Annotated in this window: 13 protein-coding genes and 1 tRNA gene; 9 read left to right on the top strand and 5 right to left on the bottom strand. The window is 63.8% G+C overall.

Annotated features, from left to right (window positions below; all coding sequences use genetic code 11):
* The first annotated feature begins 37 nt into the window (after window positions 1–37).
* The gene (locus tag ACFX59_RS12305; RefSeq protein ID WP_307102452.1) at window positions 38–1,165 is read left to right on the top strand and encodes an OmpA family protein; all 1,128 of its coding nucleotides are present in this window, start codon (window positions 38–40) and stop codon (window positions 1,163–1,165) included.
* Between the two features lie 162 nt (window positions 1,166–1,327).
* On the top strand, window positions 1,328–1,867 hold the full coding sequence (locus ACFX59_RS12300; RefSeq protein WP_387432558.1) for a PilZ domain-containing protein: 540 nt from the start codon (window positions 1,328–1,330) through the stop codon (window positions 1,865–1,867).
* Window positions 1,868–1,880: 13 nt separating this feature from the next.
* Here the strand turns inward: ACFX59_RS12300 and ACFX59_RS12295 are convergent, their stop codons facing one another.
* The gene (locus ACFX59_RS12295; protein WP_387432557.1) at window positions 1,881–2,645 is read right to left on the bottom strand and encodes a YgfZ/GcvT domain-containing protein; all 765 of its coding nucleotides are present in this window, start codon (window positions 2,643–2,645) and stop codon (window positions 1,881–1,883) included.
* Between the two features lie 47 nt (window positions 2,646–2,692).
* Here ACFX59_RS12295 and ACFX59_RS12290 point away from each other — a divergent pair, with 47 nt between their 5' ends.
* A complete protein-coding gene (locus ACFX59_RS12290; RefSeq protein WP_387432556.1) occupies window positions 2,693–4,012 on the top strand; it encodes a dihydroorotase in 1,320 nt (439 codons plus the stop codon).
* Window positions 4,009–4,410, top strand: a complete 402-nt coding sequence (locus ACFX59_RS12285; protein ID WP_387432554.1) for a hypothetical protein — start codon at window positions 4,009–4,011, stop codon at window positions 4,408–4,410. Before ACFX59_RS12290 ends, ACFX59_RS12285 begins: the two co-directional genes overlap by 4 nt.
* 111 nt (window positions 4,411–4,521) lie before the next feature.
* Here ACFX59_RS12285 and ACFX59_RS12280 read toward each other — a convergent pair whose 3' ends face one another.
* Complete coding sequence (locus ACFX59_RS12280; RefSeq protein WP_309692141.1) at window positions 4,522–5,274, bottom strand: DUF1134 domain-containing protein; 753 nt, start codon at window positions 5,272–5,274, stop codon at window positions 4,522–4,524.
* A 164-nt stretch (window positions 5,275–5,438) separates the two neighbouring features.
* On the opposite strand from ACFX59_RS12280, the gene ACFX59_RS12275 reads away from it, so the two are divergent.
* The 3 genes from ACFX59_RS12275 to ACFX59_RS12265 all read left to right on the top strand — a co-directional run bounded on the left by ACFX59_RS12275 (window position 5,439) and on the right by ACFX59_RS12265 (window position 8,015).
* Window positions 5,439–5,528, top strand: a tRNA-Ser gene (locus ACFX59_RS12275).
* A 153-nt stretch (window positions 5,529–5,681) separates the two neighbouring features.
* Window positions 5,682–6,935 (top strand): tyrosine-type recombinase/integrase, encoded by a 1,254-nt coding sequence (locus tag ACFX59_RS12270; RefSeq protein ID WP_387432552.1) that lies wholly within the window; start codon window positions 5,682–5,684, stop codon window positions 6,933–6,935.
* A 588-nt stretch (window positions 6,936–7,523) separates the two neighbouring features.
* Window positions 7,524–8,015: an AAA family ATPase gene (locus ACFX59_RS12265; protein WP_387432550.1), complete on the top strand. Its 492-nt coding sequence runs from the start codon at window positions 7,524–7,526 to the stop codon at window positions 8,013–8,015.
* A 159-nt stretch (window positions 8,016–8,174) separates the two neighbouring features.
* On the opposite strand, the gene ACFX59_RS12260 is transcribed toward ACFX59_RS12265, so the two are convergent.
* Window positions 8,175–8,906, bottom strand: coding sequence for an SDR family NAD(P)-dependent oxidoreductase (locus ACFX59_RS12260; RefSeq protein WP_387432549.1), 732 nt, complete (start codon window positions 8,904–8,906; stop codon window positions 8,175–8,177).
* Window positions 8,907–8,990: 84 nt separating this feature from the next.
* Here ACFX59_RS12260 and ACFX59_RS12255 point away from each other — a divergent pair, with 84 nt between their 5' ends.
* On the top strand, window positions 8,991–9,308 hold the full coding sequence (locus ACFX59_RS12255; protein ID WP_387432548.1) for an ArsR/SmtB family transcription factor: 318 nt from the start codon (window positions 8,991–8,993) through the stop codon (window positions 9,306–9,308).
* A gap of 160 nt (window positions 9,309–9,468) precedes the next feature.
* On the opposite strand, the gene ACFX59_RS12250 is transcribed toward ACFX59_RS12255, so the two are convergent.
* Entirely contained in the window at window positions 9,469–11,565 is a 2,097-nt protein-coding gene (locus ACFX59_RS12250; RefSeq protein ID WP_387432547.1) for a TonB-dependent siderophore receptor, read from the bottom strand.
* 267 nt (window positions 11,566–11,832) lie between these two features.
* Between ACFX59_RS12250 and ACFX59_RS12245 the strand changes: the two genes are divergently transcribed.
* The gene (locus tag ACFX59_RS12245; RefSeq protein ID WP_387432546.1) at window positions 11,833–12,234 is read left to right on the top strand and encodes a nuclear transport factor 2 family protein; all 402 of its coding nucleotides are present in this window, start codon (window positions 11,833–11,835) and stop codon (window positions 12,232–12,234) included.
* Window positions 12,235–12,322: 88 nt separating this feature from the next.
* On the opposite strand, the gene ACFX59_RS12240 is transcribed toward ACFX59_RS12245, so the two are convergent.
* Window positions 12,323–12,816 (bottom strand): hypothetical protein (locus tag ACFX59_RS12240; protein WP_387432545.1); only part of this gene is annotated, 494 nt, incomplete at its 5' end.

Here is a 12,816-nt window from a genome sequence, read left to right as displayed (position 1 = left end):
GCGCTGTCCGTAGTGACAACCAAGAAAGGGGACTATGATGCGGAAGCTTGCCATTGTTCTGGCACTTGCCTCCACCGCCCTCGCTTCGCCTGCCCTCGCCCGCGACAAGTCGTGGTATGTCGGCATCGAAGGCGGCGGGATGATCGTCGAAGATATCAACTATGATATCACCGGCACGCGTACCGGCACCGCCACCGTCGACCATGACTATGGTTATGACATTGACGGCGTGATGGGTTATGACTTCGGTGGTTTCCGTCTGGAAACCGAAGTCGGCTATCGCCGCGCGACGGTCGACAGCTTCAGCTCGACCACGCTGACCAACACCGGCATCGGCACGGGCACCGTTCCGGCCGGCAACTATGACTATGCCGGTGGCTCCACCTCGGCGCTCAGCTTCATGCTGAACGGCTTGCTGGACTTCGGTGCCGATGACGGCATCCAGGGCTTCGTCGGCGGCGGCGTCGGCGTCGCGCGCGTCAAGGCGAACTACGCCCTGAACAACCGCGCCGACTTCCTGAACGACTCGGACACCGTGTTCGCGTGGCAGGCTCTGGCGGGCATCCGCGCGCCGCTGACCGACCACATCGACGCGACGCTGAAGTATCGCTTCTTCAACGCCGAGAACGTCAAGCTGGTCGACGTTGCGAACAACACGTTCGACGGCCGCTTCCGTTCGCACTCGATCCTGGGTGGCGTGGCGTACAACTTCGGCGAACCGGCAGCTCCGCCGCCCCCGCCGCCGCCCCCGCCGCCCCCGCCGCCTCCCCCCCCGCCGCCCCCGCCTCCGGCTCCGGAGCCCGTGGTGTGCTCGCCGGGTCCGTTCATCGTGTTCTTCGAGTGGAACAAGTCGGACGTCACCCCGGAAGCAGCGTCGATCCTCGACAACGCGATCACCCAGTACCAGAGCTGCGGCAATGCCCGCGTGATGGTCGCCGGCTTCACCGACACCTCGGGTACGCCGCGCTACAATATGGGTCTGTCGCAGCGTCGTGCCGACGCGGTGAAGGCGTACATGACGTCGCGTTCGATCCCGGATGGCTCGATCTCGACCGAAGCGTTCGGCGAAGACCGCGACCACCTGCGCGTTCAGACTGCGGACGGCGTCCGCGAGGTCCAGAACCGTCGCGTGGAAATCACCTACGGTCCGGGCGCTGGCCAGTAAGCCACGCTCAGCCAAGGCTGATTGCAAAAAGGGAGGTCGGCGAAAGCCGGCCTCCTTTTTTCATGCGCGCGCGGGGCCCGTAATCGATTTCGGTGATTCATACTTTCTTCGCCCCTGCCCAATATGAACAGGTGACTGGGGACACGAAGGGGCAAGGCCGCCATGCCGCGCGGAGGACAACATCATCGAAGCCGAGAAGCGCGTCGGCAGGTCATGATTCCGTGCCGGATGAAGTCGGTGCGGGGATGGGGCGACGCCTGCATCCACAATATCTCGTCGCGCGGCATGATGATCGCCTCCGACGATCCGCTGGTGCCCGGTGACTATGTCGACATTCGCCGGGGCCGCCAGGTGGTGATCGGTCGCGTCATCTGGCGGCGCGATTGCTATACCGGCATCCGAACCCAGGACGTGATCAGCGCCGATACCCTCATCAACGAACCGCGCCTGGAAGGGCGCCCGGTCCAGTCCGCCGCCGAGGCCGATCGCCGCACCAGTCGCAGCCGCGCGGTCAGTCGCATCGACACCGCGCATGGCCTGGACCGAAGCCGCTGGCTGGCCGGCAACCTGCAATTCGGCGCGCTCTGTGCCTTCGGGCTGGTCGCCGCCATCGTCATCGCCCTGCAGGTGGCGCAGATGCTCGCCATTCCCACCGGCCGCATCACCCAGGCGCTGGCGGTAAAGCCCGACGCGCGCCCCTGATCCGCGAAGGGGATCAGGCCGGTTCGTCCGCCCCGATCGCCGCCGCCAGCCAGGCGGGGCACAACGCATCGCCCAGCGTTTCGACCCGGCGATGCTCGACCATCAGCCCCAGCTCCGGATAGGTCGCCCGCGTCCGGTCGCCCGCATCGCCCAGGGGGGCCACCACCAGCCGCCGGTTGACCTTCGAGCGGTGATGCATCCGGGCGGTATTCTCCTGCCCGACATAGCAGCCCTTGGTGAAGCTGACCCCGTTCAGCTCGCGCGCATTGCATTCCAGCCAGAGCGTCTCGCCCGACCCCAGTTCGCCCACGCCCTCGGTAACGCCCAGCGACAGGCGGTGCGCGACCCAATCGGTCGCCGGGTCACCGGCGGGGGCCAGCCAGCGCTTGCCCAATTCGGGCAGGCGCGGGTCCTCGGCGCGACCATCGGCGTCGCGGCTCCAATGCACCGCCAGATCCTCCATGGGCTCGATCGTGATCGCCCGGCGCAGGCGATAGATCGACAGCCGCCGCGCCAGCGCCTCGGCCTGCGCGGCCTCCGCATCGATCAGCACCGCATCACCGTCCGCCCATAGCAGGAAGTCGAACAGCGCCTTGCCCTGCGGGGTCAGCAGCCCTGCCCAGCGCGGCCGGTCGGGCGTCAGGCCGATCACGTCCTGCGTCACCAGACCTTGCAGGAAACCGCGCACATCCTCGCCCGCCACGCGGATCAGGCGCCGGTCGGCCAGGGTCGTGGCGGGCGTGGCGCCGGGCTGCGTCGTCGGGGTGGTATCGCTCATGGCGGCAAGGTAGGAGGGCGCGACCAATCGCGAAAGGCCCGTTTGTCATGACCTTCGATCTGCTTCTCTCCGGCGGCACCGTTCATACCCCCGGCGGCCCCGTTCGTGCCGATGTCGGCGTGACGAACGGCCGGATCGTCGCCATCGGGGCGAAGGGCGATGCGGGGCGGGTGATCGATTGCACCGGGCTCGACATCCTGCCCGGCGTGATCGACAGCCAGGTCCATTTCCGCGAGCCCGGCCTGATGCACAAGGAAGACCTGGCGAGCGGAAGCCGCGCGGCGGTGATGGGCGGCGTGACCGCCGTCTTCGAAATGCCCAATACCAAGCCGAACACCGATTCGGCCGATGCGATCACCGACAAGCTGACCCGCGCGAAGACGATGTATTGCGACCACGCCTTCTATGTCGGCGCGACCAACCACAATGCGCGCGACCTGGCCGAGCTGGAGCGGATGCCGGGCACGGCGGGCGTCAAGATCTTCATGGGCGCGTCGACCGGCGACCTGCTGGTGTCCGAGGACGCGCGGCTGGCCGAGGTGCTCGCCTCGGGCCATCGCCGCGTCGCCATCCATGCCGAGGACGAGGACCGGATGAACGCGCGTGCGGGCGAGCGGATCGAGGGCGATCCGTCGTCGCACCCGGTCTGGCGCGACGACGAAAGCGCGCTGCTCGCCACCCATCGCATCCTGCGGCTGGCGCGCGCGGCCAATCGCCGCATCCACATCCTGCACGTCACCACGCCCGCCGAGCTGGAATATATCGCGAAGCACAAGGACATCGCGACCTGCGAGGTCACGCCGCAGCATCTGACGCTGGCGGGCGAGGAAGCCTATCCGCGGCTCGGCACGCTGGCGCAGATGAACCCGCCGATCCGTTCGGGCGCGCATCGCGACGGGCTGTGGCACTGGCTGAACCAGGGCGTGCCCGACGTCATCGGCTCGGACCATGCGCCGCACACGCTGGAGGAAAAGGCCAAGCCCTATCCGGGCAGCCCCAGCGGGATGCCGGGCGTGCAGACGCTGCTGCCGCTGCTGCTCGACCATGCCGCGAACGGCCGCCTGTCGCTCCAGCGCGTGATCGAGCTGACCAGCGCCGGTGCGCAGCGCATCTTCGGCATCGTCGGCAAGGGGCGGATCGCGGCGGGTTATGACGCCGACTTCACCATCGTCGACCTCAAGAAGCGGTGGACGATCGAGGAACAGTGGCTTCAGTCCAAGTGCGGCTGGTCGCCCTTCACCGGCATGGAGCTGACCGGCAAGCCGATCGGCACGATCGTGCGCGGCCAGGTGGCGATGTGGGAAGACCAGCTGGCGGAGGCCCCGACCGGCCAGCCGATCCGTTTCGAGGCGGTTGATTTCGGATGATCGCGGAGCGCCGGGTGCGCGACATCCGGGTCTATTGCCCGGTCGCGCACCCCACGCTGGCGGCGATGATCGCGGGCGATCCGATGGCGGTCGAGCGCGACGCGACCGCCGCCGCGCTGCTCGCGATCCTGCGGACGTCGCCGCTGGGCGATTTCGGGCGGTATCGCGAGGTGGTGGAACTGGCGCTCGGCTATGAGGGCTTCCGCCCGGCCGAGGGCGCGGTGCCGACGCTGGGAACGGTGGGCGAGGCGAGCTGGTCGCCCACCGTCATCCTGACCGCGATCTATGATGCGGAGGCGGATGTGTCGGGCCTGGCGGAACGGCTGCTCGCCGCGCATCCCTGGGACGTGCCGGTGATCGCGGTCAGCGAACCCTATCGCTTGCTGCTGCGCGGATAGGGGCGGGCATGGGCTTCGACTTCGCTCAGCCTGAACGGCTGTTTGGGAATCACCCGCTCCGTCCGTTCAGCCTGAGCGAAGTCGAAGGCCAAGGGAATCCCCCAGCCCCGATCAGAACGGCAACCACCGCGCCTTGTGCGTGAAGTTCATATAGCCGACATTGACGCCCGCGCGCCAACCGACGCCCAGCCGCACCGGGATCAGCACGACATTGCCGCGCCGCAAATAGGTCGCGGCGAACCCGCCGACGAAATAGAGCCGCCCCTCGGCCGCCGGGAAGCGGTGGAACAGCTCCTCGGTGTCGTAGAGGTTGTAGACCAGCACGAACACCTTGTTCGCATCGCCGCCAATGTCGAAGCCCAGCGAGGGGCCGGTCCAATAGACCGGCATCTGCCCCTCGACCTTGTGCGTCATCACGCCCGAACCATAGCGAAGCCCGACGACGAACGCGCCGGACGCCTCGCGCCCCGCGATATAGGCATTGGGGCGGCCCTGCTCGCGTAGGATACGCTCGATCATCCCCGCCAGGCCCTCGGCGCCCTTGCCGAACACATCCTCGCCCGCGGCCATCAGATCGTCGCGCTCGAAGGTTTCGGAGGCCTGGGTCGTCTGCGTCGCGCGCGAATCGGGGATGGGGGTGGTGACCGGGGGCGGGGTGGTGGTCTGGGCGGGGGGCAGCGACTGGACGGGCGGCTCGACCGGCACGGGATCCCGCTGCGCCGGACGCGAGGGCTGGGTCGCCAGGTCGCTGTCGATTCCCTGGTTCGGATCGATGGTCCGGACCTGGGCGACGGCGGGCATGGCGGTCGCGGCGACGGCGGACAGGCCGCACAGGACCGACAGACCCAGATGGACGAAACGCATGACCTTCAACTCCCCCGGCAAGCCGATGCGGCACGTTAACCAGCCGCCGCCTTGCAGTGCAATGAACGACCTGAAGGCCCCTAGTCGATTTTCTCCACAAAATCCCGTCCAACCCCGGTTGATTGCCTCCCCCGGCCCCGCTATAGCCGCACCTCGCCGCAACCGGAGACGTGGGTGAGTGGCTGAAACCAACGCTTTGCTAAAGCGTCGTACGGGAAACCGTACCGAGGGTTCGAATCCCTCCGTCTCCGCCATTTATGCCCCCTGTGCGGCTGGCAAAAAACCCTGAAATCTGCTACAAAACCCCGGAAATCAGCGGTTTTTTGATGCCGCTGCGTTTCACTCGATCCGACACAATCTCACGCGAAGTGTGGGAAAAGTGTGGGGAAGAATTGAGGTGAGGTGGCATGGGAAAGCTCACTGCGCTTAAGATTCGATCGCTGATCGAGCCCGGACGCTATTCGGACGGGGAAGGCCTGTTTCTCGAGATTAACGGCAAAGGGGCAGCCAGCTGGGTCCTTCGCGTTCAGAATAAGGGAAAACGCCAGGATATCGGGCTGGGATCACTCAAAGCGGTGTCTCTCAAGGGTGCCAGAGAGGCGGCTTTCCTCACTCGCCAAAAGATCGCGCAAGGCGTCGACCCTGTGGCCGAGCGGAAGCAGGAGCGTCAGGTCATCCTGACGTTCCGCAAGGCCGCCGAGATGGTCCATGAGGAACACAAGGAGGCTTGGAAGAACGGCAAGCATCAGGATCAGTGGATCGCGACGCTGAAGAGCTATGCCTTCCCCAAGATGGGTGACCGCTTGGTCAGCGAAATCGAAGGCCCCCTGATCCGGGACGTGCTGGCTCCCATCTGGCTGACGAAGCCGGAAACGGCGCGTCGCGTAAGGCAACGCATCGGCACCGTTCTCGACTGGTCGTACGCACGCGGGTTTCGCGCGACCGAAGCGCCAATGCGGTCGCTTTCCAAGGGGCTGCCTCGTCAGCCCAAAAAGGAGAACCATTTCGCGGCCCTGCCTTATGCATCCGTGCCGAACTTCCTCCAGAAGCTCGGCGAGCGAGAATCGGTGGGCCGCGTAGCGCTGGAAGCGCTTATCCTGACGGCGGCGCGGTCGGGCGAAATCCGGGGGGCGACTTGGTCGGAGCTCGACTTGGAAGCTGCATTGTGGACGATCCCCGCCGAGCGGATGAAAATGGGGCGAGTGCATGTCGTGCCCCTTGCACCCGAAGCGGTGGCGGCGTTCGAGCGCGCCAAGGCGTTCAAGGTTGGCGCTAGCGAGTTGGTGTTTCCGGGCCAGAACGTGAAGAAGCCGCTGTCGGATATGACACTCCTCAAGATCCTGCGGGACATGGACCTCGCGGTGACAGTACATGGGTTTCGGTCGGCATTCCGGGACTGGGTCGCAGAGCAGACGGACTATTCGGGGGAGATCGCAGAAGCGGCGCTCGCCCCCACAGTCTCGAATAAGGTCGAGACGGCCTATCGCCGGACTGACTTTCTCGACACACGCCGGCTGCTCATGCGTGAATGGGCGGCGTTCTGCAAAAAGACGCCCCCTCCGTCGGACGAGAACCGGCACGACGAGTCCAACGCCCGAGCTTGGATTCGAACAGGGGAAGCAGATGTAGAGCGGGAGGTGCGCTCAGCACTTCTAGGATAGTGCGGCCCGTATTGGCCCTCGACCTGCCCGCCTCTGACCGAATGCCTTAAGCCGGCACCTGGCGCGGTCGACTGCCCCCAACGACCAATCCAAGTCGTTTAGTAAGCAAAATCAAAAATGGCTATTTCGGCCGAAAGCCGTCACTCGCAGGATCTCGACCAAGCGGCGAGCGTCGCCCGGTTTAAAGCCTGCCGTTGCACGCTTCTCCGCCCCGGCAGGGTCTGCTGATTCACACCATTTGGCAGCCCCATTTCTCCGTCTCTTGGGGACAGATTCGAGAAACAGCAACCAGGAACACATTTTGGGAAACTGCCGCTTATAGGCATGGGAAAGATCGCTGCGCTCGTCCCGTCTCGTTAGAGGTTCCCAATCGGGAACCGCAACATGGTGGGGGCGACCAGCGACCTCGGATGCCGTTCCACGCTGGACTACCGCCATAAGGACTGGCATCTTCATGCAATGCCTTTCGTGATTCACATCGCCATTGCGAACAGCGGACGAATTAACCACCCGGCTTGATGCGTCGGGCCGGGTCTATCCGCTTGTGAATTTAATGATGCTGCATGCATCCGCGAAGGTTTTTGGAATATGTCTTGGGAACAACCAACCCTGCACCTTGTGTGCGGTAAAATCGCTGCTGGGAAATCCACGCTTACGAGTGCCTTGGGGGAGCAGCCCCATACGGTCGTTGTGAAGGAAGATCACTGGTTGGCTCGCTTGTACCCCGGCGAGCAAAATAGCCTCGCTGATTATGTTCACAACGCGACACGTCTGCGAGAAGCAATAGAAGAGCATCTCGTTGACCTGCTGCGGTCGGGTCTTTCTGTAGTCTTAGACTTCCCTGCTAACACACCTGCAAGCCGGGCGTGGATGCGATCCTTGTTTGAAGATGCAGGGTGCCGGCATCAACTCCACTATCTCGACGTGCCCGATGAAGTCTGCAAATCCCGGCTAAGTCAGCGAAACCGCGACGGTACGCACGAATTTACCGTGAGCGATGACGACTTTGCCTTATTCACTAAGCATTTCGTCCCGCCAGCGCCCGAGGAAGGATTCGACATAGTTCTGCATCAGTCCTAACGACATATCCTCTCCCGTTGTACGCCAAGCGTACAACGGGAGAGGAACAGAATTGCCCGCCTTCCCATTTCACCATCCCAATGGGAATGCGCCGGCCGTCTCTACCACCGTTCCAATCGGGAAGGCGGGGGACCGAAGGTCCACCCGCCCGGTATCTGCCTATATCTGTGCGAGGCCTCCATCGACGAATAGCTCGACACCATTGACATATCGGGCGTCCTGCCCTGCAAGAAAGCTAACGACGGAGGCGATGTCTTCGGGCTCGCCGATCCGTCCGGCCGGTGCATTCTGCCCGGTCCAGTTTTCGAACGTCGTGATCGAGCCATCGGCTTCCCCCTGCAACTGATGCGCGAGGGGCGTGCGAACCGGACCAGGACTGAGGGTGTTCACGCGGATGCGTCGGTCACGAAGGTCGTTGGCCCAAGACCTTGCAAAGGCGCGCACGGCCGCCTTCGACGCATTGTAGACGCTGAGGTCGGCCATGCCCTTTATCGAGCAGATCGACCCAATTAGGATAACCGACGCACCATCGGCAAGCCGGGGCAACAACACCTGTACGGTGAAGAAGACCCCCCGCACGTTGAGATCGAACATGCGATCGTAGTCGGCTTCGGTGACATCCCCAAATTTGGTAGCCTCCGCCGTACCAGCATTGGCGACCAGAACGTCAAGCGTCACACCATCGGCTTGCAGACGTTCCGCTACCGCGCGGATACCGACACTTGTCGCCATGTCCGCGCGGATGCCGATGAGACCTTCGGCCGCCACAGCCGTCAGCCGTTCCTCGGTCCTGCCGGTGACGTAGACCGGTCGCCCCGTAGCTGCGAGCGCGCGGGCGCTGGCAAGCCCTATCCCGGCGGTTCCCCCCGTTACGAGTGCAGCATAGGTCATCACTAATATCCTTGCGCCGTTGATTCGGTAGTACGGATATACGGAACAATGGAATTAGATTCCAGTGTGTGATAGGCGTTGGTGATGATCGGTTTCGTTCACCCTCCGGCGGATTCCATTGAACTGCATCATGTCCTGTCTGCGCTGGCCGACCCGACACGCCTTCAAATTGTGAAAGCCCTTCACCGGGCCGGGGACGGATTGAACTGCACGGCCGCGACAGCTCCGTTTCTGCAGGTGCCGAAATCAACACTCAGCAGTCACTTCCGGGTGCTGCGAGAGAGTGGATTGATCTGCACTACCAAGCGCGGCGTAGAGAACATAAACGTGCTGCGCTGGGATGATATCGAACGGCGCTTTCCCGGACTGTTGCCGAGCGTTCTGACGTTTGCCCCCGACTGAATCGCATTCAGCAATTCTCCCAAAATGCCATCCCATTGGGAATGCCCCGGCCGTCTCGCCGAGCCTTCCCAAACGGGAAGTGCCGGCCGGCACGCGAGCCGATCCTATTGGGTAGATACGACGGTATGGGAGGCTTTTCTTGGAAAGCTACAAGTGACACCTAGAGGTTCAGCGAGAGGCTCAGCTTCACGGTTCGAGGCAGTCCTTGCGCGAGCAGGCTCGATCCGGTCGACGCCCAATAGCGCCGGTCGGTGATATTGTCGCCATAAGCGCGCAGCGTCGCGCTCTTGCCCAACAGGTCGAACCGACAGGCCGCGCCCAGGTCGAACGTCGTATAGCCCGGCGCATAGCCCTGGTTGAACGCGTTCACGGCGCGCCGGCCCACCCGGAATATGCCCGCCGACACGCTCAGGCCCGGCACGGCGGCCAAGCGATAGTCCGCGAAGATCGAGCCCGAAAAGGGCGCGGCATTCTCGATCCGCTTGCCGACGACATTGGCCGCGCCAGTCCGCTGGTGCGCCGACAGCGCCATCGCGCTCGCCGTGATCGACAGGTGCCGCCCGAGTTCGCCGCCGGCGCTGAATTCCGCCCCCTCATAGACCGCCTCGCCGTCCTGCACGAATAGGTTCGCGGCGTTCAGATAGGCCGAGGGTCTGGTGATGTGGAAATAGGTGCCCGTAAGCAGCAGTCCCGCAAGCGGGGCGATCTTGACCCCGGCTTCCTTTTGACGGCTGACGGCGGCGGGCAGAATCTCGCCGGCATTGGTGGCGATCTGCTGCGCGATTGGCCCCGGCTCCAGCCCTTCGATGTAATTGGCATAGGCGCTGATCCAGCGGACCGGCTTGACCATCAGGCCGTAGGAGAGCGTGTCGGGCGTCACCGTGTAGGAACTGGTCAGGCTGACATCGGAATAGCGTGTCCTGCGCCAGCCGATCGTCGCCTGCAGCCAGTCGCCCAGCGACGCCCGGTCGAAGACATAGACGCCCAGATCCTCGGTCCGCGTCGGATTGGGAATGATCCGGGGCGGTGACGGCTGACGCGGGATGAGGATCGGGTCGTAGAGGTTCTGCGCGAAGCTGCTGCGCACGGCGGTCGGCACGTTGCCGTCGCGCGTCTGGAAGGCGACGCCGATGAGAAGGCTATGCTCGATCGGCCCGGTGCGGATCGTGCCGGACACGTCGCCGCGATAGACGATGTTCGTATAGTCGTTGCCCTTCGTCTGCGCGACGGCGAGCGTGCCGTTGCCGGTCGTCGGATCATAGCGGCCGAACGAGGAATAGGCCCGGTCGCGGGTCAGATAGGACCGCCCGACCGCACCAGCGAGCCGCCAGCCGGGCGCGAAGTCGTAATTCACCCGCGCCAGCAGGTTGGTTTCCTTGCCCCTTGCCAGCATCCAGTCGGCACCCAGATTCTGGCGCGGCGACGGCAGCGGCGGCAGTGTGATCGCCCCGTTCACCGCCATCAGGCTGAACTCGGTCGGCTCGGTGATCGTCTTGTAGATATATTCGGCGTCGAGAAGGATCTGGACGCCGTCCGCCGGCATCCAGTCGAACGCGCCGGTGACGAAGCTGCGCATCCCCTCGGTCCGGCGGACACCCGTCGCTAGGATGCCGGTGCCGGCATTGACGCGCATCCCCGCCGCACCGAAGCGGCGGCTGACGTCGGCGCTCATGCCGACGGAGCCATTGCCATCCCCCTGGAGGTCGAACCGCGTCACCGGCGAGGCGGTCGGCCGCTCGGTAACGAGATTGACGATGCCCGAGGGTGTGGCGAAGCCGTAATAGAGGCCGGCGGCGCCTTTCAGCACCTCGATCCGATCCTTGCTTTCGATCGGCTGTTCGATGAGGTTGACGACCGGCAGCACGCCGTTCCAGCGGACATTGGTGAAGTTGTTGAGCGTGATTCCGCGTACCGCCAGATTGCTGTAAATGCTGGTATTGATCTGCGCCTGAGATACCCCGGCGGTGTTGCGCACCGCATCGTTAAGCGAGCGGGCCTGTTGCGCGTCGAGCAACGGCTTCGTCAGGACCGCGACCGTCAGCGGCGTGTCGATCAGCCGGGCATCACGGAACGTCCCAGCCTGGACATAGTCGGCACCGAAGCTGTCGCGACGGTCGGCAGTAACGACGATCTCTTCGCTGGGCGCGTCCCGGGCCCGTTGTGCGGCAGCTGCGATGGGCCACAGCGATCCGGCCGAGACGCACGACATCGACAGCAGAAACGCCCGCGCCGAGCGGGCCTGCAGCACAGCAAGCATGGATGATTCCCCTTCGTCGGAAGCGCCAATGCCATCTTTGCGATTGAGCCGCAATAGCGAGTAATGTTTGTGCGTGGGCCATGGCCTTAACTCGACCCGCTTGCAGGGAGAGGCGACTGGGGTGGAACATGCGAGGCAGCGTGCCTGCGGCTCCACCTCCACCATTCCCAACATACCATCCCAATGGGAACGCCCCGACCGTCTCACGGGCCATTCCCAAGCGCGAACGGCTTGGCGACTTCGCAATGCTGCCGCTACAAAAGCTGCATGAATACCAAGCATCACTCGCCCGCCGCCTTGGTTCACGCCTTCTACGAGGCGCGACAGGCAAACGATCCAGACGCTTTACGCCTCTGGCTGGCAAGCGATGTACGTTGGAACGAGCCGGTTGTCGGGGATTATATGGGGCACCTTCGTGGGGTCGATGCGGTGGTGGACATGCTCAAACGTGCCCTTGCCACCACGGGCGGGACGTTTTCGCTGCGGGTCGCAAGCACCGTCGAGACTGGAAGCCATTGCGCTGCGGTCATCGAGTGGAGCGCCGATAAGAATGGCCGAACGATCCAGGGGCAGGAAATGGCCATTTTCGGCTTTAAGGACGGCCAAATTACGGAAGCCTCTTTCTTCGCGTCCGATATCAGTAACGATCAGGCGTTCTGGGAGGGCTGAATTAGCTGTCCCATTTCTCGATCCCAACGGGAATGCCCCCAACCGTCTCGTTGGTCGTTCCCAAACGGGAATGGCTGAAAGCGGCCCGCTAGCGGACGTCGGCCCCTCGACCTATCCACCACCCAAGCAACCAATAGACCGCGAAGCCCTCTGCCATGCCAACGGGATACGCAACTGCGTGCCCCGAAGAAAACCTCGAATTCATTGGGATGGACCAAATTGCGGCCGCATTAGCGACAATCACTAAGCCTACAATCCACCAGAAGCCGGACTTGTGGCGTCCATCCCAGCGCATAGAGACTGCCGTCCAGATTGAGAAGAACGCCATAGTCGTCACCAGAGCCTTCTCCGGTGTCGAGAGATACGTGATGACGACAAAAAGCGGCAGGGTTTGAGCGATAATAACCAGCATCTCTCGCATTCGCCTGCGAACGCCTGTCCCGTAGCTCTCCATGACGGGGTGGTATTCGCTGCCCGAAAGCACGTCTAGGGGAATGACCGTTTCCCACCGAGGCTGTGTAAAAACGCTGTTTTGTGATAGAGTTTGCCGCGATGTCGGGAGGCTTGTCGATGGGCCGTTTC

Origin of the sequence: Sphingomonas sp. NCPPB 2930, from assembly GCF_042867205.1 — a bacterium.
Classification (GTDB): domain Bacteria; phylum Pseudomonadota; class Alphaproteobacteria; order Sphingomonadales; family Sphingomonadaceae; genus Sphingomonas.
The sequence above is the reverse complement of the archived record's forward strand: the minus strand, read 5'-3'. Positions and strand labels throughout refer to the sequence as shown.